Source organism: Nocardia sp. NPDC003183, from assembly GCF_053590715.1.
The window spans coordinates 1163016-1181835 of the sequence record NZ_JBSFTG010000001.1; the positions used below are offsets into that span (position 1 = coordinate 1163016).

20 protein-coding genes are annotated in these 18820 nt (G+C 67.1%); 14 read left to right on the top strand and 6 right to left on the bottom strand.

Annotation, left to right across the window (positions count from 1 at the left end):
- Window positions 1-11: 11 nt before the first annotated feature.
- Both ACWDXS_RS05355 and ACWDXS_RS05360 read right to left on the bottom strand, forming a co-directional pair.
- Entirely contained in the window at window positions 12-1871 is a 1860-nt protein-coding gene (locus tag ACWDXS_RS05355; protein ID WP_449962296.1) for a Na+/H+ antiporter, read from the bottom strand.
- 117 nt (window positions 1872-1988) lie between these two features.
- Window positions 1989-2711 (bottom strand): histidine phosphatase family protein, encoded by a 723-nt coding sequence (locus tag ACWDXS_RS05360; RefSeq protein ID WP_449962299.1) that lies wholly within the window; start codon window positions 2709-2711, stop codon window positions 1989-1991.
- A gap of 182 nt (window positions 2712-2893) precedes the next feature.
- Here ACWDXS_RS05360 and ACWDXS_RS05365 point away from each other — a divergent pair, with 182 nt between their 5' ends.
- Complete coding sequence (locus tag ACWDXS_RS05365; protein WP_379316113.1) at window positions 2894-3625, top strand: DsbA family oxidoreductase; 732 nt, start codon at window positions 2894-2896, stop codon at window positions 3623-3625.
- 25 nt (window positions 3626-3650) lie between these two features.
- Here the strand turns inward: ACWDXS_RS05365 and ACWDXS_RS05370 are convergent, their stop codons facing one another.
- Window positions 3651-4676 carry a glucose 1-dehydrogenase gene (locus tag ACWDXS_RS05370; protein ID WP_378991806.1) on the bottom strand — a complete coding sequence of 342 codons (1026 nt, stop codon included), beginning with the start codon at window positions 4674-4676 and terminating at the stop codon, window positions 3651-3653.
- 351 nt (window positions 4677-5027) lie between these two features.
- Between ACWDXS_RS05370 and ACWDXS_RS05375 the strand changes: the two genes are divergently transcribed.
- The 10 genes from ACWDXS_RS05375 (at window position 5028) to ACWDXS_RS05420 (ending at window position 13194) form a co-directional block, all read left to right on the top strand.
- Window positions 5028-5795, top strand: coding sequence for a DUF1460 domain-containing protein (locus tag ACWDXS_RS05375; protein WP_449963424.1), 768 nt, complete (start codon window positions 5028-5030; stop codon window positions 5793-5795).
- Between the two features lie 17 nt (window positions 5796-5812).
- Window positions 5813-6370, top strand: a complete 558-nt coding sequence (locus ACWDXS_RS05380) for an isochorismatase family protein (RefSeq protein ID WP_378991803.1) — start codon at window positions 5813-5815, stop codon at window positions 6368-6370.
- A gap of 17 nt (window positions 6371-6387) precedes the next feature.
- On the top strand, window positions 6388-6933 hold the full coding sequence (locus tag ACWDXS_RS05385) for a class I SAM-dependent methyltransferase (RefSeq protein ID WP_449962305.1): 546 nt from the start codon (window positions 6388-6390) through the stop codon (window positions 6931-6933).
- Between the two features lie 9 nt (window positions 6934-6942).
- Entirely contained in the window at window positions 6943-7395 is a 453-nt protein-coding gene (locus tag ACWDXS_RS05390; protein WP_378991801.1) for a MerR family transcriptional regulator, read from the top strand.
- Window positions 7392-7835, top strand: a complete 444-nt coding sequence (locus ACWDXS_RS05395; RefSeq protein WP_378991799.1) for a helix-turn-helix transcriptional regulator — start codon at window positions 7392-7394, stop codon at window positions 7833-7835. Before ACWDXS_RS05390 ends, ACWDXS_RS05395 begins: the two co-directional genes overlap by 4 nt.
- Window positions 7836-7845: 10 nt before the next feature.
- Window positions 7846-8256: a VOC family protein gene (locus ACWDXS_RS05400; RefSeq protein WP_378629104.1), complete on the top strand. Its 411-nt coding sequence runs from the start codon at window positions 7846-7848 to the stop codon at window positions 8254-8256.
- Between the two features lie 55 nt (window positions 8257-8311).
- Window positions 8312-10693, top strand: a complete 2382-nt coding sequence (locus tag ACWDXS_RS05405; protein ID WP_387444982.1) for an ATP-binding cassette domain-containing protein — start codon at window positions 8312-8314, stop codon at window positions 10691-10693.
- Between the two features lie 50 nt (window positions 10694-10743).
- Window positions 10744-11160 carry a GNAT family N-acetyltransferase gene (locus ACWDXS_RS05410; protein ID WP_449962311.1) on the top strand — a complete coding sequence of 139 codons (417 nt, stop codon included), beginning with the start codon at window positions 10744-10746 and terminating at the stop codon, window positions 11158-11160.
- 87 nt (window positions 11161-11247) lie between these two features.
- On the top strand, window positions 11248-11688 hold the full coding sequence (locus ACWDXS_RS05415; RefSeq protein WP_378991793.1) for an Rrf2 family transcriptional regulator: 441 nt from the start codon (window positions 11248-11250) through the stop codon (window positions 11686-11688).
- Window positions 11689-11832: 144 nt separating this feature from the next.
- Complete coding sequence (locus ACWDXS_RS05420; protein ID WP_449963427.1) at window positions 11833-13194, top strand: MFS transporter; 1362 nt, start codon at window positions 11833-11835, stop codon at window positions 13192-13194.
- Between the two features lie 85 nt (window positions 13195-13279).
- Here the strand turns inward: ACWDXS_RS05420 and ACWDXS_RS05425 are convergent, their stop codons facing one another.
- Window positions 13280-14182, bottom strand: coding sequence for an aminoglycoside phosphotransferase family protein (locus ACWDXS_RS05425; protein ID WP_449962315.1), 903 nt, complete (start codon window positions 14180-14182; stop codon window positions 13280-13282).
- Between the two features lie 264 nt (window positions 14183-14446).
- On the opposite strand from ACWDXS_RS05425, the gene ACWDXS_RS05430 reads away from it, so the two are divergent.
- Complete coding sequence (locus ACWDXS_RS05430; RefSeq protein ID WP_449962318.1) at window positions 14447-15247, top strand: carbonic anhydrase; 801 nt, start codon at window positions 14447-14449, stop codon at window positions 15245-15247.
- Window positions 15248-15266: 19 nt separating this feature from the next.
- Here ACWDXS_RS05430 and ACWDXS_RS05435 read toward each other — a convergent pair whose 3' ends face one another.
- Entirely contained in the window at window positions 15267-16064 is a 798-nt protein-coding gene (locus tag ACWDXS_RS05435) for a thioesterase family protein (protein ID WP_378991788.1), read from the bottom strand.
- 87 nt (window positions 16065-16151) lie between these two features.
- Here ACWDXS_RS05435 and ACWDXS_RS05440 point away from each other — a divergent pair, with 87 nt between their 5' ends.
- On the top strand, window positions 16152-16778 hold the full coding sequence (locus tag ACWDXS_RS05440) for a TetR/AcrR family transcriptional regulator (RefSeq protein ID WP_378991787.1): 627 nt from the start codon (window positions 16152-16154) through the stop codon (window positions 16776-16778).
- Between the two features lie 51 nt (window positions 16779-16829).
- On the opposite strand, the gene ACWDXS_RS05445 is transcribed toward ACWDXS_RS05440, so the two are convergent.
- Complete coding sequence (locus ACWDXS_RS05445; RefSeq protein WP_449962323.1) at window positions 16830-17426, bottom strand: TetR/AcrR family transcriptional regulator; 597 nt, start codon at window positions 17424-17426, stop codon at window positions 16830-16832.
- A 78-nt stretch (window positions 17427-17504) separates the two neighbouring features.
- Here ACWDXS_RS05445 and ACWDXS_RS05450 point away from each other — a divergent pair, with 78 nt between their 5' ends.
- Window positions 17505-18800 carry a YhgE/Pip domain-containing protein gene (locus ACWDXS_RS05450; RefSeq protein ID WP_379317196.1) on the top strand — a complete coding sequence of 432 codons (1296 nt, stop codon included), beginning with the start codon at window positions 17505-17507 and terminating at the stop codon, window positions 18798-18800.
- The last annotated feature ends 20 nt before the right edge of the window (window positions 18801-18820 follow it).

An 18820-nucleotide genomic window follows, 5' to 3' on the forward strand; every position in this document is an offset into this window, starting at 1 on the left:
ACTTCCGTGAGCTAGCCGAGCAATTGGTCCACGTAGCACCATCGCCAGGCTTCCCCGGGCTCCACACTGCGCATCACCGCATGCGCCGAGTCCCGGAAATGGGCGCTCGCGTGGTCACCGATCGAGGACTCACAGCAGCCGATGTTCCCGCAGGCGGTGCACATTCGCAGATGCACCCAGCGCAGACCCTCGTCCAGACACGTCTGACACACCAGCTCACCAGCGGGCGGCTCCGCCAGTGCCGGCGCCTCCTCCAGATGGGCGCACCCCACCGCACCGGCGGCGGTGGACAGCGGTTCGGCGCGGCGCTCGTCGTCGCTCTCGTCGAAACGGTCGATCATCGATTCCTCGAGGTCGAGCCGGGCCAGCACATGTTGGAGGACTTCGTAATCCACCGCCCCCGCGTCGCGAACCGTCAGCACCGCATCGCGTTCGGCGGCCAGCATCGCCAGTCGTAACCGCCGGTACTCCGCGGTCGGTGTCACCAGCTCGGCCTCCGGGCGGCCCAACCGCTCCCAGGCGGCGTTGGAGCGCCAGATCAGTCGCTGTCGTAGCGATTCGATCACCGGTTCGGGGGTGTCCGGTCCGATCCTGCGGTCGAGTTCGGCCAGACCGGCGGTCGAAGCCTGTTGCAGCAGATCGGCTTTGGCGAGTGCGTCTTCCTCGCGACTGGGTCCGCGCAACCGCAGCAACCGCACCAGCCACGGCAGCGAACTGCCCTGCACCAGCAGCGTGCCGCCGACCACCACCAGGGCGAGCAGTTCCAGCACCGGCAACTGCGGTGTCGAGTCGGGCAGCAACAACACCGCCGCCAAGGTCACCACCCCGCGCATGCCCGCCCACGACACCACCGCCGCATGACTCAACGGTTCGGTCGCGCGCCCGAACAACCTGGCCACCAGCACGGGCGTGAACACCCACACCGGGCGCGCCAGCATCACCGCGGCCAGCACACCCACCGCCGCGACGACGAGCGTGGCGTGATCCAACCCGCTGTGCCAGGCGGCCTCGACGATCCAGCGCACCTGCAACCCGATGATCAAGAACACCGCGCTCTCCAGAATGAACTGGATGGTGCGCCAATTGGTGGTCTCGGCGACCCGCGAGGCCGCGCCCTGCCACCGTTGCGCGCCGTGGCCCAGGATCATCCCGCACGTCACGACCGCGATCACACCCGAGGCGTGGAAGTGCTCGGCGGGCAGATACGCCACGAACGGGGCCAGCAGCGACACCGAGGTATCGAGCACCGGGTCGGTGATCCGCCGGCGCAACATCACCAATGCCGCCGCCACCACGGCCCCGATGACACCGCCGCCGACGGCCGCGAGCAGGAAATCGCCGCCGATCTGCCATGCGGTCACCGCACCGGCCATCGCCGCGATCGCCGAACGCAACGCCACCAGTGCGGTGGCGTCGTTGAACAGCGACTCGTCCTCGAGCACCGTCACGATGCTGCGTGGCATCCCTGTGCGTCGGGCCACCGCGGTCGCTGCCACCGCGTCCGGGGGAGCGACCACCGCACCCAACGCGACCGCCGCCGCGAACGGCACCGGCAGCAACCACCACACCACCAGCGCCACGGCGAACGTGCTGAACAGCACCAACCCCACCGACAGTGACGCGATGGTGCGCAGGTTGTCCTTGAAATCGACCAGCGAGGTGCGCAACGCGGCGGTGTAGAGCAGCGGCGGCAGCAACCCCAGCAGCACCACCTCCGGCTCGAGGTGTACCTGCGGCACCATCGGCAGATACGACGCGGCCACCCCGGCCAACGTCAGCACCAGAGGTTCCGACACCCCGAATCGCCGCGCCAGCGCCGCCAGCGCGGTCGCCGAGCCGATGAGGACAACCAGACCGATCGCGACATCCACTCGCGCATTCTCCCACCCACGGACCCATCAGTCCGTCGACGCCACCCAACGACAGCCGCGTCGGCACCGACCATCACGAAAACGGTTGCGGCCGACATCGGTCGGTCGCGCCGGCCCCTAGCCCGTGTCCGCGTCCATCGCGAGGTGGTCGACCGAGCCCCACACACGCAACGCCAGTCGTGGGCCCTCACGCCGCCACTGTGACACCGACGCGTTGGGCACCGGCTCGAGCGAATCCGGTACCGGCGCACCGAGTCCGTCGAGGATGTAGCGCAACGACACCACCACCGCGTCGTGCGTCACCACCAGCACCTGCTCGCCCGCGGCCACCACGTCGAGCTCGTCGAGGAAACTGCGCACCCGCAATGCCACATCGGCCAGGGACTCCCCGCCCGGCGGGCGATAGACCCAGTTGCCGACCAGTTCACGACGCAGCCCCTCCTCGGGCGCGCGCCGCCGGATCGCCCGGTACGGATGCAGTTCGAACACCCCCATCTCCCGATCACGCAACCGTTCGTCGACCAGGGTGCGGATCGGGTGCAGGTGCCGGTTGCGGGAGGCGGCGGCCTCGGCCATCACCGCCCAGGTGACTCTGGTGCGCAGGTAGGGCGAGCAGACCACCAGGGTGGGTCGCTGCGTGCCCGCCAGCCCGGCCAGCCAGTCGCCCAGACAGCGCGCCTGCCACTGCCCGTGGGTGGTCAGTTCCACCGCGGAATCGGTGCCCCGCATCGGCCGCTGCTCGGTCGCCGGGTCGGAGAACCACACATTGGCCTCACTCTGTGCGTGGCGCACCGCCCACAATCCCCCCAGCGCGCGTGGCACCACCAATCCTTCGGGCACCTGTACCCACCCCCTCCGCTGCTCGAACTCCATCGATACCCCTCGTGCTCGTCCCGTCGTGCCCGGACGCGCCAGGGAATAGCGGCCTCGTTGCCGGCGTTACATTCCCCGAATTCGAACGCCTGTCCAGAACTGTCCGGCGGACCACCGCCGCACCCCTCGATGCGCCGCAGGAGGCCCGCTTGTCCACCAGAGTAGAGATCTGGACCGACATCAATTGCCCGTTCTGCTACCTGGGCAAAGCCCGCTTCGAAGAAGCGCTGGCGGGCTTCGCGCACCGGGACGACGTCGAGGTGGTGCACCGGTCCTTCGAGCTCGATCCGACCTTGCCCGCCGGTTCCACCCGTCCGGTCATCCCGGCGATCGCCGAGAAATACGGCATCACCGTCGACCAGGCCGCCGCCAACGAACGCGGCATCGGCGCCCAGGCCGCGGCGATGGGTCTGCCCTACCGAACCGCGGGCCGCGACTCGGGCAACAGCTTCGACATGCACCGGCTCCTGCACTACGCCCTCGACCAGGACAAGCAGGAAGCCCTGCTCGACGCCCTCTACGCAGGCAATTTCGCCGAACCCGAGCCCGTCTTCGGCGATACCGAACGCCTCGTGGCCTTGGCTGTGCGCGCGGGTCTGGACGAGAACTCGGTGCGCGCGGTGCTGGCAGACCCCGATGCCTACGCCGACGCGGTCCGCCGCGACGAAGCCGAGGCCGCCGCGCTCGGTGCCACCGGTGTCCCGTTCTTCGTCTTCGACGGCAAGTACGCGGTCTCCGGCGCCCAACCTCCCGAAACGTTCACCCGGGCACTGAACACCGCCTGGAACGATCGACCTGCTCCCCAGCTCATCGCCGACGGCGACAGCTGCGGCCCCGACGGCTGCGCGGTCCCCACGACCGAGGTCGCGGCGGCCGACTGACCACCGCGGACCTCGCTTCGGCGAGTCAGGCCAGGTCGATGACGACCTTGATATCGGACCCGCCCGGGTCGAACGCCTCGAGCGCCTTCTCCAGCGGCAGCCGCCGGGTGATGAGGCGTTCGAGCCACGACTCGTCCGCTTTTGCCAGCGCTTCGGCGCCCTGTTCGTAGTGGTGACGGTTCGCGTTCACCGAACCGAATACCACCGCGTTGTCGAGCACGATGTTGCGGTTCAATCCGCCGACATCGACATCGGTATCGACACCGGGGGTCGACACCCCGGTCAGGCAGACGATCACGCCGGGATTGTCGATCTCCATCGCCTGCAACGCCACCGCAGGCGCACCGGTCGCCTCGATCACGATGTCGGGGCTGATCTCTTTCGCGGCGGCGGCCGCCGTCCCCGTGTGGAACGTGCCGCCCAGCGCCTGGACCAGCTCTTCTTTCGTCCCGCCGCTGGTCCGGTCGAGGACGTGCACGTCCAGGCCGCGTTGCTGCCCGAGCAGCGCCGCCAGCAGACCGATCGGCCCGGCGCCGGTGACCAGGACGGTGCGCGGATCGAACCAGGCGCGGTTGTTGATCTTCTCGATCTGATCCCAAGCTTTGGCGACCACGGTCGTCGGTTCCAGCAGTACCCCGACCTTCTCCAGCGCCGGATCGAGTCGCACCGCGAAGTCCTCGCGCACCACCCAGGACGTCGACCCGTACCCGTCGATCTCCTTGATCCCGCGCTCGACGTACATCCCGTTGCGGCACATGTCCCATTGGCCGCGCGCGCACGCCCCGCACGGCACCGGATCCGGCCTGCGCACGATTCCGACGACGAGGTCGCCAGGGGCGAATGCGCTACCCGCGGGCGCGGTCTTCACCCGCCCCAGAGATTCGTGCCCGAGCACCATCTGCGACTTGCCCGGTGGCAGCCAGCCGTAGTTGCCCTGCGCGATATCGCGGTCGGTGCCGCAGATACCCAGCGAGATCCCGTCGACGAGCAGTTCGCCGGGACCGACGACCGGGTCGGGCACATCCTCCACCCGCAACGATTGCTTCTGCATGGGAACCACTGTCAACGCACGCATTTCGGCATCCCTTCCGCCCGGACGGGCCAACGGTCGACGTCTGCACGAACCACATCCACGACACCCGGGGGAGCAACCCCATCGCGAACACGCCGCGAACACGGACTACCTGCGACAACGGTACGCGAACAACCCACCGACCGGTCGATACGAGACCATTCGCGAACAATCGGCATCACCGATGGCCGAACGTCACACTCCGCCATCATCGCGGCATCGGGAACCCTGAGTCGCCGATCCTGTCCGCCGTCTCGGCTACGGTGGACAGCGCTCGCACCGATCGACCCGTGGCCAGCTGGAGGCGTCTTGCGCATCATCGTCCGGATCATGCTCGTGCTCGCCGCGCTCGTGTGCGCGCTGGCACCGGCCTCGGCCGCACCGTCGGTCGATGACGTTTCCGCGCGCAAGATCGACGAACTCCTCACCGTGCGCGCCGAATCGGGCGGTCTGGGCCGTGGCGAACTCCTCGAACGGCTCTCCGCGCGGCTGCTCGGCACCCCGTACGGCGCGAACATGCTGATCGGTTCGGCCACCGAGCCCGAACAGCTCGTCGCGGATCTGCGCCGGGTCGACTGCTTCACCTACCTCGACTACATCGATGCCGCCTCCCGCTCCAGCACCCGCGACGAGTTCCTCACCAACCTGATCAGCACTCGCTACATCGATGGTCGCGTCGAATTCGCCCAGCGCAAGCACTTCTTCACCGACTGGGCCACTCGCGAACGGCTCGCCGCCACCGACATCACCGCGAGCCTGAGCCCCGCCGCGGTGACCACCACCAAGCATCTCAACGCGAAAGCCGACGGCAGCACCTACCTGCCGGGCGTTGCCGTGGTCGACCGTGCCGTCACCCATATTCCCGCGGCCGCCGTCGACGGGGCAGTCCAGGCCGCCCTTCGCACCGGCGACTTCCTCGGCGCTTACACCCCCGACGCCGGGCTCGACGTGACCCACGTCGGCATCATCGTCGCGACCCCCACCGGCCCGGTCTTCCGCAACGCCTCCTCGCTCGCGGCGAACAACCAGGTCGTCGATACCCCCTTGACCGAGTATCTCCAGACCGTCCCGGGCGTCGTCGTCCTTCGCCCGCTCTGACCGCCAGAGGAATCGCCATGACCACGCTGCCCGACCGCCCGAACACCGCGCTGCTCGTCGTCGACGTGCAGAACGGCGTCGTCGACGAAGCACCCCGCCGCGACGAGGTCGTCGCGAACATCAACGCCCTTGTCGACCGTGCCCGCACCGCCGATGTCCCGATCATCTGGATCCAGCACTCCTCCGAGGATTTGGTCGAACACAGCGATCCCTGGCACTACGTCCCCGAACTCACCCGCACCGACACCGAACCGCTGGTTCACAAGCACTACGGGGACTCCTTCGAAGACACCGAGCTCGAGGGACTGCTCGCGGCGGTGGGCGCCGGCCACCTGGTGGTCACGGGCGCGGAATCCGACGCCTGCGTCCGTTCGACCATCCACAGCGCGTTCGTGCGCGGATACGATGTCACCCTGGTCGCCGATGCCCACACCACCGGCGACAAGACCCGGTGGGGCGCACCGAAACCCGAAGACGTCATCGCCCACACGAACCTGTACTGGCAATTCCAGCAAGCACCCGGTCGCACCGCGGCCGTGCGCCCGACCGACGAGCTTGACTTCAGGTCGACCTGAACAACCACGGTGGTCTCATGACCACTTTCGGATACGAACAGAGCCTCGGCTACGACCGGCGCGCCACCCGGCTCCTCACCGGCCTGTACCGGCGGATCGCCACCGACATCGACGCCAACACCACCGATTCGGCCACGGTCCTCGACCTCGGCACCGGCCCGGGAAAGCTGTTGTCCCACGTGGCGACTCGTCGCCCCGACCTGCGCCTGCACGGCATCGACCTGTCCCCGCACATGATCGAGATCGCCCGGCGCACCCTCGCTGGGCAGCCGATCGACCTGGCCGTCGCCGACGTCGCCGAGCTGCCCCACCCGCACGCGAGCATCGACTTCGCCGTGTCGAGCCTGAGCATGCACGAATGGCCGGACCTGCCCGCCGCCGTCACCGAACTGCGTCGAGTACTCCGCCCCGGCGGCGGCGCCGCGATCTTCGACTTCCGCTTCACCCGAACCCGCGAGATCCGGCGCGCACTCAGCACCGCATTCGGCTCGGTCGACACCGAAACAGTCCGTCTGCCTTGGCATCCCGTCGCCGTGATCACCTGCTACCGCGTCACCGCATAGGCTCGGCGGATGGCCGGGGAACACACCACGATCGGTGCGGTGGCAGCCCAGTTCGGGCTCGCGACCCACGTGCTGCGCCACTGGGAAGACCGCGGACTGCTCACTCCAGCCCGTGACTCGGCCGGACGCCGCCACTACCGCGGTACCGACATCGACACGATCGCGATGATCGTCCTGGGCAAGAAGGCAGGCTTGTCCCTCGACGATCTCGCCATCCTGTTCATCCGTTCCCCCGATCGGCGCACCCGCCGAGAAGTACTCGAAGCCCATCGCGACCGCCTCGCCGACCAGATCGCCCGCACACGCGCCGCCCTCGACGCCGTCACCCACGTCCTGGACTGCGACGCCGAGGACTTCCGCACCTGCCCTCACTTCCGCGCCGAACTCGCCGGGGTCCTCGACACCCACACCGACCCGCCGGTGTCGGCAACACCGTCCGACGTGGGACGATCGGCCATGTGACCGGCCCACCCGCGAAACCACAGCACTTGCGCGACCTCGCGCTGCTGCGTCGTGTGCGCGACCGCATCGACCGTGAATACGCCCAGCCGCTCGACGTCGAAGCGCTCGCCCGCGGCGTCCACATGTCGGCCGGGCACCTCAGCCGGCAATTCCGCCTCGCCTACGGGGAATCGCCGTACTCCTACCTGATGACCCGCCGCATCGAACGGGCGATGGCACTGCTGCGCCGCGGCGACCTGAGCGTCACCGAGGTGTGTTTCGCGGTCGGCTCGTCCTCGCTGGGAACCTTCAGTACCCGCTTCACCGAACTCGTCGGGGTGCCGCCCAGCACCTACAAACAGCGTCAGGACGAACAGACCGCGGGCATGCCGTCGTGCGTGGTCAAGAAGGTGACCAGACCGATCAGGAATCGAGAAGCTTCCGCTCCGGCCGACAATTAGCGTGGTCGGCATGAACCTCACCATCCACTCGAGCTACCTGCCGCAGGACGACCCCGACGCCGCGCTCGCCTTCTACCGCGACACACTCGGCTTCGAGGTGCGCAACGATGTGGGCTACAACGGGCTGCGCTGGATCACCGTGGGCCCCACCGGCCAGCCCGACACCTCCATCGTGCTGCACCCACCGGCCGCCGACCCCGGCCTCACCGACGACGAACGCCGCGTCATCAGCGAAATGATGGCCAAAGGCACCTACGCCGGCGTCAACCTCGCCACCGACGACCTCGACGGCCTGTTCGAGAAGCTGCAGGCCGGAGACATCGAGATCGTCCAGGAACCCACCGATCAGCCTTACGGCGTGCGCGACTGCGCCTTCCGTGATCCCGCCGGAAATATGGTCCGCATCCAGCAGACCAAGTAACCCATCGCGCCGGTAGATTCGATGTCCGGCGATGTCGACTGATCAAGGGAGACCCATGAGCACGGCCAAGAAGACCGGCACCACCATAGAGCCGGCCGACAGCCACGATGTGATCCGCGTGCACGGCGCGCGGGTCAACAATCTGCGCGATGTGAGCATCGAGATCCCCAAGCGCAGGCTGACGGTCTTCACGGGCGTGTCCGGATCCGGTAAGAGCTCCCTGGTCTTCGGCACCATCGCCGCCGAATCGCAGCGCCTGATCAACGAGACCTACAGTGCGTTCGTGCAGGGCTTCATGCCCAGCCAGGCCCGCCCCGACGTCGACGTCCTGGAGGGTCTGACCACCGCCATCCTGGTCGACCAGTCCCGGCTGGGCGCCGACCCGCGTTCCACTGTCGGCACCGTCACCGACGCCAACGCGATGCTGCGGATCCTGTTCAGCCGCCTCGGCGACCCGCACATCGGGTCGTCGCAGGCGTTCTCGTTCAATGTCGCCTCGATCAGCGGCGCCGGTGCCGTCGAGGTCGAGAAGAACGGTGTCACCGTCAAGGAACGCCGCAGCTTCGCCATCACCGGCGGTATGTGTCCCACCTGTGAGGGCAAAGGCCAGATCAACGACATCGACCTCACCGAGCTCTACGACGAGAACCTCTCCCTCGACGAGGGCCCGTTCAAGATCCCCGGCTACAGCATGGACGGCTGGATGGGCCGCATCTTCAAGGGTTCGGGCTTCTTCGACCCGGCGAAGCCGATCAAGAAGTACACCAAGAAACAGCTCGCCGACCTGCTGTACAAGGAACCGACCAAGATCAAGGTCGAGGGCATCAACCTCACCTACGAAGGACTCATCCCCAAACTGCGCAAGTCGATGCTGTCCAAGGACATCGATTCGCTGCAACCGCATGTGCGCGCCTTCGTCGAACGTGCCGTCACCTTCGGCACCTGCCCCGACTGTGCGGGCACCCGGCTCTCCGCCGCGGCCCGCTCGTCCAAGATCGACGGCATCAGCATCGCCGACGCCTGCGCCATGCAGATCACCGATCTCGCCGAATGGGTCAAGCAGGTCGACGACCCGTCGGTGGCGCCGCTGCTGGAGTCGCTGCGCCAGACCCTGGACTCGTTCGTCGAGATCGGCCTGGGCTACCTGTCGCTGTCGCGTCCCTCGGGCACCCTGTCGGGCGGTGAAGCCCAGCGTGTCAAGATGATTCGCCACCTCGGCTCCTCGCTCACCGACGTCACCTATGTCTTCGACGAGCCCACCGCGGGCCTGCACCCGCACGACATCCAGCGGATGAACGACCTGCTGCTGCGCCTGCGCGACAAGGGAAACACGGTGCTCGTCGTCGAGCACAAGCCCGAAACGATCGTCATCGCCGACCACATCGTCGACCTCGGCCCCGCCGCCGGGTCCAAGGGTGGCACCATCTGCTTCGAGGGCACCGTCGACGGGCTGCGCGCCAGCGACACCGTCACCGGCCGCCACTTCGACGACCGTGCCGCGGTCAAGGACTCGGTGCGAAAGTCGACCGGCGCCTTGCAGATTCGTGGCGCCACCGCCAACAACCTCGACAAAGTCGACGTCGACATCCCCCTCGGCATTCTGGTGGCGATCACCGGCGTCGCGGGCTCGGGCAAGAGCTCGCTCGTGCACGGCTCGATCCCGATCGACGAAGGCGTGATCTCCGTCGACCAAGCCCCGATCAAGGGCTCACGCCGCAGCAACCCCGCCACCTACACCGGTCTGCTCGACCACATTCGCAAAGCGTTCGCCAAGGCCACCGGCGCCAAACCCGCCATGTTCAGCGCCAATTCCGAGGGCGCCTGCCCGAACTGCAACGGTGCGGGCGTGGTCTACACCGACCTGGCGATGATGGCCGGCGTGTCGACGATGTGTGAGGTGTGTGAGGGCAAGCGCTTCATGGCCGAAGTCCTCGAATACACCTTCGCGGGTAAGAACATCAGCGAAGTGCTCTCGATGCCCGTCGACGAAGCCCGCGCGTTCTTCGGCGACGGCGAGGCACGCACCCCCGCCGCCCACAAGATCCTCACCCACCTCACCGAAGTGGGCCTGGGCTACCTCACCATCGGCCAGCCACTGACCACCCTGTCCGGCGGCGAACGCCAGCGCCTCAAGCTCGCCACCCACATGTCCGACAAAGGCGGGGTCTACATCCTCGACGAACCGACCACCGGCCTGCACCTGGCCGACGTCGAACAGCTCCTCGGCCTGCTCGACCGCCTCGTCGAATCCGGCAAGTCCGTCATCGTCGTCGAACACCACCAGGCAGTGATGGCCCACGCCGACTGGATCATCGACCTCGGCCCCGGCGCGGGCCACGACGGCGGCCACATCGTCTTCGAAGGCACCCCCGCCGACCTCGTCGAAGCCCGCTCCACCCTCACCGGCGAACACCTGGCCGCCTACGTCGGCGCCTGACTTCGTGCGGCCGGGCTCAGACTGAGCCCGGCCGCACCTATTCTGGACCGATGCTCGAGATCTCCACCGATCCCGCCGCCGTCGATCTCGACTGGCTCCACCACCGCCTGTCGACCGATGCCTATTGGGCCCTCGGCCGCAGCCGCGAGCGCGTCCGCCGCGTCGTCGAGAATTCTTTGCCCTACAGCGTGTTCCACGACGGTTCCCAGATCGCCTTCGCCCGCCTGGTCACCGACCGCACCACTTTCGCCTGGCTTTCCGACGTCTACGTAGACCGTCGGCAGCGCGGAAAAGGCGTCGGCAAACTCCTCCTTGACCGGATCATGGCCGACGCCGACGACTGGGGGCTACGCCGTATGGCCCTGGCTACCGGCGATGCCCACGACATGTACCGCCCCTACGGCTTCACTGCTCACCCCGAACCGGACCAGTGGATGGAAAAGACCTGGTTGGCCGATCCCGCTTGAATCACGACCGGCCACTCGTTTCACCATGCACGGAAACCGCAACCGTGTTAGTTTCAGTTTCGAAGGTCAACGGCACCGGGAGGATGCATGAGCGTCAGCAGTAGAAGCGCGGTCGCCATTCACGCATTGACGAAATTGGCGCAAGGCGGGGAGAGTTCGTTGACGTCTGTGGAGATCGCGGAGAGCTTGGCGAGCAATCCGGTGCTGGTTCGACGCATCCTCGGCAACCTGCGTGACGCCGACCTGGTGCGGTCCACGGAGGGTCGCGGTGGGGGCTGGACACTCGCCCGCCCTGCTCGCGAGATCACCTTGTTCGACGCCTACCGCGCCGTCGAAGGTTCGCCGGTGCTGTCTCGACATGCCCACCCGCCCAGCGCCGAGTGCGAGGTCGGTCGTCATATGCAGGCGATCGTCGACGAGCAGTTCCGCAACGCCGAGCAGGCCATGGAGGAGCAGTTGGGTCGGACGACCATCGCGCACCTGCTCCAGAAGGTATTCGACATCGAGCGAGCGGCGCGTATGCGCTGATCACAGGACGGCGGGAGACCGCCGTTCTTTTTTACCCGAACTGTAACCGTATTGGTTGCGGTAAAGCTGGGAGAGGGAACCCATGACATCCACGAGACTCGAAACCGACCACGCTGGTTCAGGCCTGGCGTTACTGGCGTGCTCATGCCCGCGATGCTGGCGACGGTCATCGCCAGCGACATGGTCAATCTGCTGCTACCGGCGATAGGCGCCGAGTTCGACGCCTCGGAAGCCGAATTGGCATGGGTCGTCACCGGATTCCTGCTGATGTTCTCCGTCGGCATCCCCTTCTACGGACGCCTGTCGGACCGAGTGAGCCTGCGGACCCTGTTCGTGGTCTGCCTGACAACCTATGCCGCGGGCAGCCTGGTCAGCGCGCTCGCCCCGAGTCTGCTCGCGCTGGTGGCGGGGCGCATCGTGATGGGCATCGGCGCGGCCGGGATCCCGGTGCTCACGATCCTGGGCGTGACCCGGTTGCTGCCGGCGGAAAAACGCGGGATGGGCATCGGGGTGATCTCCGCCGCGGCAGGAATCGGCACCGCGGCCGGACCTGCCCTCGGTGGGGGCATCGGACAGCTGCTCGGCTGGCACGCACCGTTCTGGCTGATGGTCGCCATCGCGCTCGTACTGCTGCCGTTGATCTGGCGAGTCCTGCCCGCTGACTCACCGACCACCGCCGAGCGGTTCGACCTCACCGGCGGCATCCTGCTCGGTGCAGGTGCCGGACTGCTGCTGTTCGGAATCACCCAGGCTCAGGTCGCCGGATTCACGGCGCCCTCGGCGTGGGGATGCCTCGTCGTCGGCATGGCCACACTCGTGGTGTTCGTCGGTCGCAATCGGTGCATCGACCGGCCGTTCGTCCCACCCGCACTGTTCGGCAACCAGGTCTTCCGGATCGCTGTGATCGTCGTGTCGCTGGCAATGAGCGTCAACCTCGGCGCCCTGGTGTTCGTGCCGATCGTGCTCGTCGACGTCGACGGCCTCGATCCGGGCACCGGCGCGCTGGTCATGATCCCGGCCGGCCTCGCCGTCGCGATGCTCTCACCGCTGAGTGGACGCCTGGCCGATCGCATCGGTGCCCGCACCCCTACGCTGACCGGTCTGGCTGTGATGGGACTGTCCGCAGTATTCCTGTCCACTGTGGCCGGAGGCGGTTCGCTGGTCCTCACCGCAATCGGGATCACCGCACTGTGCGCCGGCTTCATCTTCGTGACGACGCCGATCATCAGCGCCGCGGCAGGCGCTCTGGCTCCAGCACAGGCCGGCATCGGGCTCGGGATCCTCCAGGGCGCCCAATTCCTCGGCGCCAGCGCGGGTCCGGCGCTCTTCGGCGCCTTGGTCAGCGCACGACGACAAGCCGGTACCGACGCCCTCAACCCCCTGAACGACACGGGATCCGGGGCGGCATTCTCGGACGCCTTCCTCGCGATGGCCTTCGTCGCCGTCACCGCACTGATCATCGCCCTGTGGATGCGCCCTACTCCCGCATCGAACGAACTGCCATGAAGACCCTGCTTGGAAGTCCTTACTGGCAAGCCGCTGGACCCCACCTCGAGGCCCTGGCCGAATCGAGCGACGGCCGATCGCGACATCACCACAGAATCTCGGTCAGACGGTCGGTCGCTCCGATCAACCAACCGGGATCGCCGTGCCGACGCCCCCAGAGTGCGGCCTTGATCGCCCGGACCTGCGCCCATCGACGGGCACGATCACGGTCGATACCCGCTGCTTCGCAAAACAAGTCCAGTCCGCGACGAATACCGGCGGCCGGATCGGGGGCGAACAGCAGCGGCGCGAACCGGTAGCTGCGAAGGACGGTGATCGTGTCGTAGGCGGGGTCGCCGACATACCCCTTGGGATCGATCGCGAGCCAAGGCTCCCGTTCTCCCACCAGCACATTCGCATCATGAAGGTCGCCGTGGACGAGGGTCTCGGGCTGACCCGGACCGAGGTCACGCAAGGTCTCGGCCGCGGCATCCAGAACGCGGCGGGGGAGTGGATCGCCCAGTTCGGCGGCCGTCGTGCGAAGCTCGTCCGTCCAGTCGGCGACCAGGTCGCTCAGACGCGGCAGCCCGGCGGGGGCGTCGATCGCCAAGCGGTGGGACAGTTGCCCGAGTATGCCGACTGCCTCGTCGAAGTCGGTGATGCCCGCGAGAGTTCGGTGGCCCGCACGCTCGAGCAGCATCGCGAACCGTTCGTCATCACGGTCGAACAGTTGCACCGCACCCCGTCCGTTCCAGGTGGCGAACGCGTCCGGCTCGAACACGTTGCCCGGGTGCGGAAAGGAGATCTTGACGACCGCGGGCGGCAGATCCGGACACAGCACCGGAATGACGATCCCGACGTGGCCGTGCATGACCGGCCCGTCAGGAGTGCACGACCACCGTTGCAGTAATTCATCCGCCAGCCGGGGCAGTGTCGCGATCCATACCCGCCCGGGTTCACCTTCCCGACTGATCGTTTCGCGGGTGAAGACCTCTGGAATCTCGATCATGAGACGACCCTAGGCGTCTATCTCGAGCCGCGGACACCGCCGATGTGACGTATCTCGCCGCCCTCGAGTCTGGTCTCCGCGATGACGACCGGCATAGCCTGAGACACCGCGCAGGAGCGAAATCGACTGCACTAGAAGGATATTCGGCGCAAACCGGACATTCTCGGTTCGGTAGTCGGCCAGCTGGTTTCGACACGCGCACACTGCCGTCCCGGGACGTCTACATCCGGGCCGACGGCAGAATCATGGCAAGGAGCTACACCGGTGCCGGTTCGTCACAATGACCTCAGCCCCGTCATCACCCGCCGCGGCGCACTCGCCGCACTGGCACTGCTCGCTGCTGCCGGCTGCGGCGGTTCGGTCGCGGCCACCACTGGTAAGCCGCACTGGGACTACGACGCCGAGGGCCCCGAGCACTGGGCCGACCTCGACCGCGGCTACTCGGCCTGCCGAGTCGGCCACGCCCAATCGCCGATCGACCTGGACAGCCCCACCGAACTACACCCGTCCGATCACATCGAGATCGACTACCGCCCCATCCCGTCGGTGAACCTGCTGAACAACGGGCACACCGTGCAGGTGAGCGCCCCAGCGGACTCCGGCAACCGCATCGTCGTCGACGCAACGCCGTTCACCCTGACCCAATTCCACTTCCATCTCCCCAGCGAGCACACCGTCGACGGTGCCGAGACCGCCATGGAACTGCATTTCGTCCACACCGCCCGATCGGGCCGGTTGGCCGTTCTCGCCGTCCTACTGAACGCGCACACCGACCCCACCCCGCTGAGTCGGATCCTCACCGCCGCCCCGAACCGCTCAGGGCTCACCCGCGCGGTCGCCACTGTCGACCCGCGCGAATTCCTCCCGGCCGACCTCGCCCAGTTCCGCTACCAGGGCTCCCTGACCACGCCCCCGTGCACCGAAGGTGTCGAGTGGATCGTGCTGCGCCACCCCGCGCCGGTCGCAGCCACTGATGTCGACAATTACCGCGCCCTGTTCCCGCACAGCAACCGACCCACTCAACCGCGCAACGGCCGCCCGGTAGTCCTCGCCGGACCCAACTGAGCCCGCTCGGCACAGGCACCTAATCCTGTGGACGGAGGGTGAGAATCTGTTCGGCAACCCCGACCGGGCCGCGAATGTCGTGCAGGACGGTACTGGTGAGTCCTTGTCCGGTGTGGCCGAAGGTGACGGTCGTGTCGAGACCGGTCCATTCGCCTTCGGGTTGCCGATAGAGATGGACCGTCAGGTCCAGGTTGGGAAACATCCACTTGGTGGGCTCCTGTCGCACCGCGATGCCGTTCGCGGTGTCGACGAGCGCGAGGTAGGAAGCCAGGGGATCGGCTGGTTCCGCGGACACCAAGTCCATCGGTGAGTGCACCCACGCGGTGGTTCGCCCGGGTTGGGGAATGCCGACCGGGCGGGTATCGAGCGAAGCGATGTAGCCGCCGGGCCACACCGAGGTCAGCGGCCAGGACGCCAATGATTCGGGGGTGGGAAGCCGCTCGGGCTCCCCGCCCGCGACGCCCGCACTGTCCTGCGCGCTCAGAAACCACGCGCGGGCCGAGACGACGCTGCGCCCGGCGATGGTGACGGTCGCCTCGACCAGTTCGATGGTGCGACCCGGGCGGATGGTCCGAACGTCGATGTCGAACTCCCCGAACGCGATCCTGCCCAGGATGTCGAAACTGATCCGGCTCATGGCCAACGCTGGGCGCTGTTCGTGGGCGCGTGTTCGCTGGATCTCGTGCACGATCAGCCCGCCGAGGGGGCTGAAGTGCTGCTCGGCGGTGTCCCACGCTCCACCCGCGTGGGCAGTCGGCGCGAAGCGGTGAGCACCGACCCGGTGGAAGTAGGACGTGGGTGCGATCGTATCTCTCACATTTATCAACCTACGGGTCGAATTTTCATCCTGCAAGTCGTCTGATCGTCCTAATAGTCAGCTGTTGGTGGCAGATAGAATCATGCGATGACCGCGACCACGGACGAGAGCGTCGCGCCCGCAGGGCGTGCGGAGAGACGACGCGATCGACGCAAGGCGGAGATGATCGACGCCGCATTGCAGATCCTGTCCAGCGTCGGCTATCAGGGAATGCGATTCGAGGACGTAGCCGAACGCTCAGACATCGCGAAAGCAACTCTCTACTACTACTTTCCGAGCAAAGACGCCTTGGTCTCGGCAGCATTGGAAAAGCTGACCGCTGACGTGCTGACCCATCTCGGCGAGGCACTGGAGACCGCGGCCGGGCTCTCCTCGGCCGAACAGCTGCGCTCGCTCATCGCCGAGCAGTTGCGCGTTCTGACGGTGCTCTACCCGGAAGTGGGCAAACTCTTCTCCTTCCCCGCGCCGTGGCCCGACGAGCACGGTGAATCCATCAAGACCATGCGTCGACGCCACGACCGGATCTTCCGTGCGGTCATCGATCGCGGTGTCGCGTCAGGTGAGTTCGATTGTTCGGACCCCTCCGTGGCGCTGCACTGTCTGCACGGGATCCTGAATCATGCTTCGATCTGGCTCCGGCCCGCCGCGGACCCGGAGGGGCGAACGCGTGAGGCCGTTGTCGACGAATCCATGCGGCTGTTCCTGCGCGCCTGAAGCCGTGTCGGCCATCGCCTTCCACGCGTCAGGATGCGGTTCGCGGCATCGTCAGTCGGCATCGCGGGGGAGCAGGCCCAGGGTGAGGTGGCGGATCAGGTCGTCGAGTAGCTGCTCGGAGTCGTAGTCGGCGGTGTAGCCGGAGCCGACGAAGGTGGCCAAGCCCTGGAGGGCGGCCAGGGCGGTGACGCCGAGCCGTTTCGGGTCACCTGCCACGATCTCGCCGGCGGCCTGACCATCGGCGATGAGGGTGATCGGCACCGCGAACGCCCGGTCGGCGGCCTGCTGGATGTCGGCGGAGGTGGAGTTGTTTCGGCGCGCGAACATCAGCGGCAAGAGCTCGAGGTTGTCGACGGCGAATCGCAGGTAGGCGTAGGCGACGGTTTGCAGACGTGCCGTGATGGGTCCTTCGATCACGGCTTGTTCGAAGCAGGCACCGAGGCGTTCGAGCCCGGTGACGGCCAGTGCGTCGAGTAGTGCCTGCTTGTCGCGGAAATGACGACTCGGGGCCGCGTGGCTGACACCGGTGTCGCGGGCCAGTTGACGCAGCGACAGCCCGTCCACGCCGGCCTCGCGCAGTGTCGCCTCCGCGCGCGTCAGCAGCGCGGCGCGGAGGTCTCCGTGGTGGTACGGGGTGTGCAGGGACATGGTACGAGCAGGATATCCGACGGCCATCCAATGTTTGCGTTGACTACTTTGTTGTCGCTGACTACATTGACGGTTGCCATGACTGACAACACCGCGCCCACCCGCACACAGCGCAGCATGCCGATCCGCGAATGGCTGGCCCCGATCACCCTGGTCACCATCCTGGCGGCGCTCCTGGGCACCATGTACCTCGGCTATACCGCCGACCCCGAAAAGCACCTGCACGACTTCCCGATCGCCCTGGTCAACCAGGACGTCGGCGACACCGTCGGTGGCAAACCCGCCAACATCGGCGCACAGATCACTTCCGCGCTGAGCGAGAACATCCCCGCCGACAAGATCGACCTGCGCCCACTCGGCATCAACGAAGCCCAGCAACAGCTGCAGAACGGCGAGGTCTACGGCGCCATCGTCATCCCCGGCGACTTCACCAAACGCGTCGCCATCCTCGGCGCCGCCTCGATCGTCCCGGGCCAGGTCGAGCAGCCCATCATCTCCGTGCTCACCAACCCCCGGGCGGGCACCCTCGCCGCACAGATCATGAACACCGTCGCCGACCAGGCCATGACACAGGTCAACAGCACCGTCGGCACCCAACTCGCCGAACAGGTCCGCACCGCGGCCGGGGCCACACCCCTCAGCGGCGCCGCACAGCTACAGCTCGCCGAGCCGATCGACGTCGTCGTCACCGCCTACCACCCGCTCCCCGAAGGCACCGGCCAGGGCTTGGCGGCCTTCTTCTACACCCTGGTCCTGCTGATCGTCGGATTCAGCGGCGCGATGATGATCAATTCACTCGTCGACGCCTCACTCGGCTATGTCCCCGCCGAATACGGCCCATGGCACAAGGCCACCACCCCGGCCCCGATCAGCCGCTGGCGCACGCTGCTCATCAAATGGGGGATCGCCGCGATCAGCGCCCCGCTGGCCTCCGGCGTGTTCCTCGGCGTCGGCACCCTGCTGAACATGGCGATCGAGCGACCGCTGATGCTGTTCCTCTATGGCACACTGGCCATCGCCGCCATCGCGGTCACCGCCCTGTCGGTGATGGCCGCCTTCGGCACGGCAGGCCTGATGATCAACCTCATCGTGTTCGTGGTGCTCGGAATCCCGTCATCGTCGGGCACCATCCCGCTCGAGGCGACACCGCGCTGGATCGCCGACATGGCCACGTTCGAACCCATGCACCAGATCTACCTGGCCGTGCGCGCCATCCTGTTCTTCGACGGACACCTCGAAGCAGGCATGGCACAGGGTCTCTGGATGACTTGCGCGGGACTGGCGATCGGCCTGATCGTCGGCGCGGTCGCCACCAACACCTACGACCTGCGCGGCATGCTGCGACTCGGCATCGAGCACGCGCCCGCGCAGTAACTGATCAATCCATGTGGAAG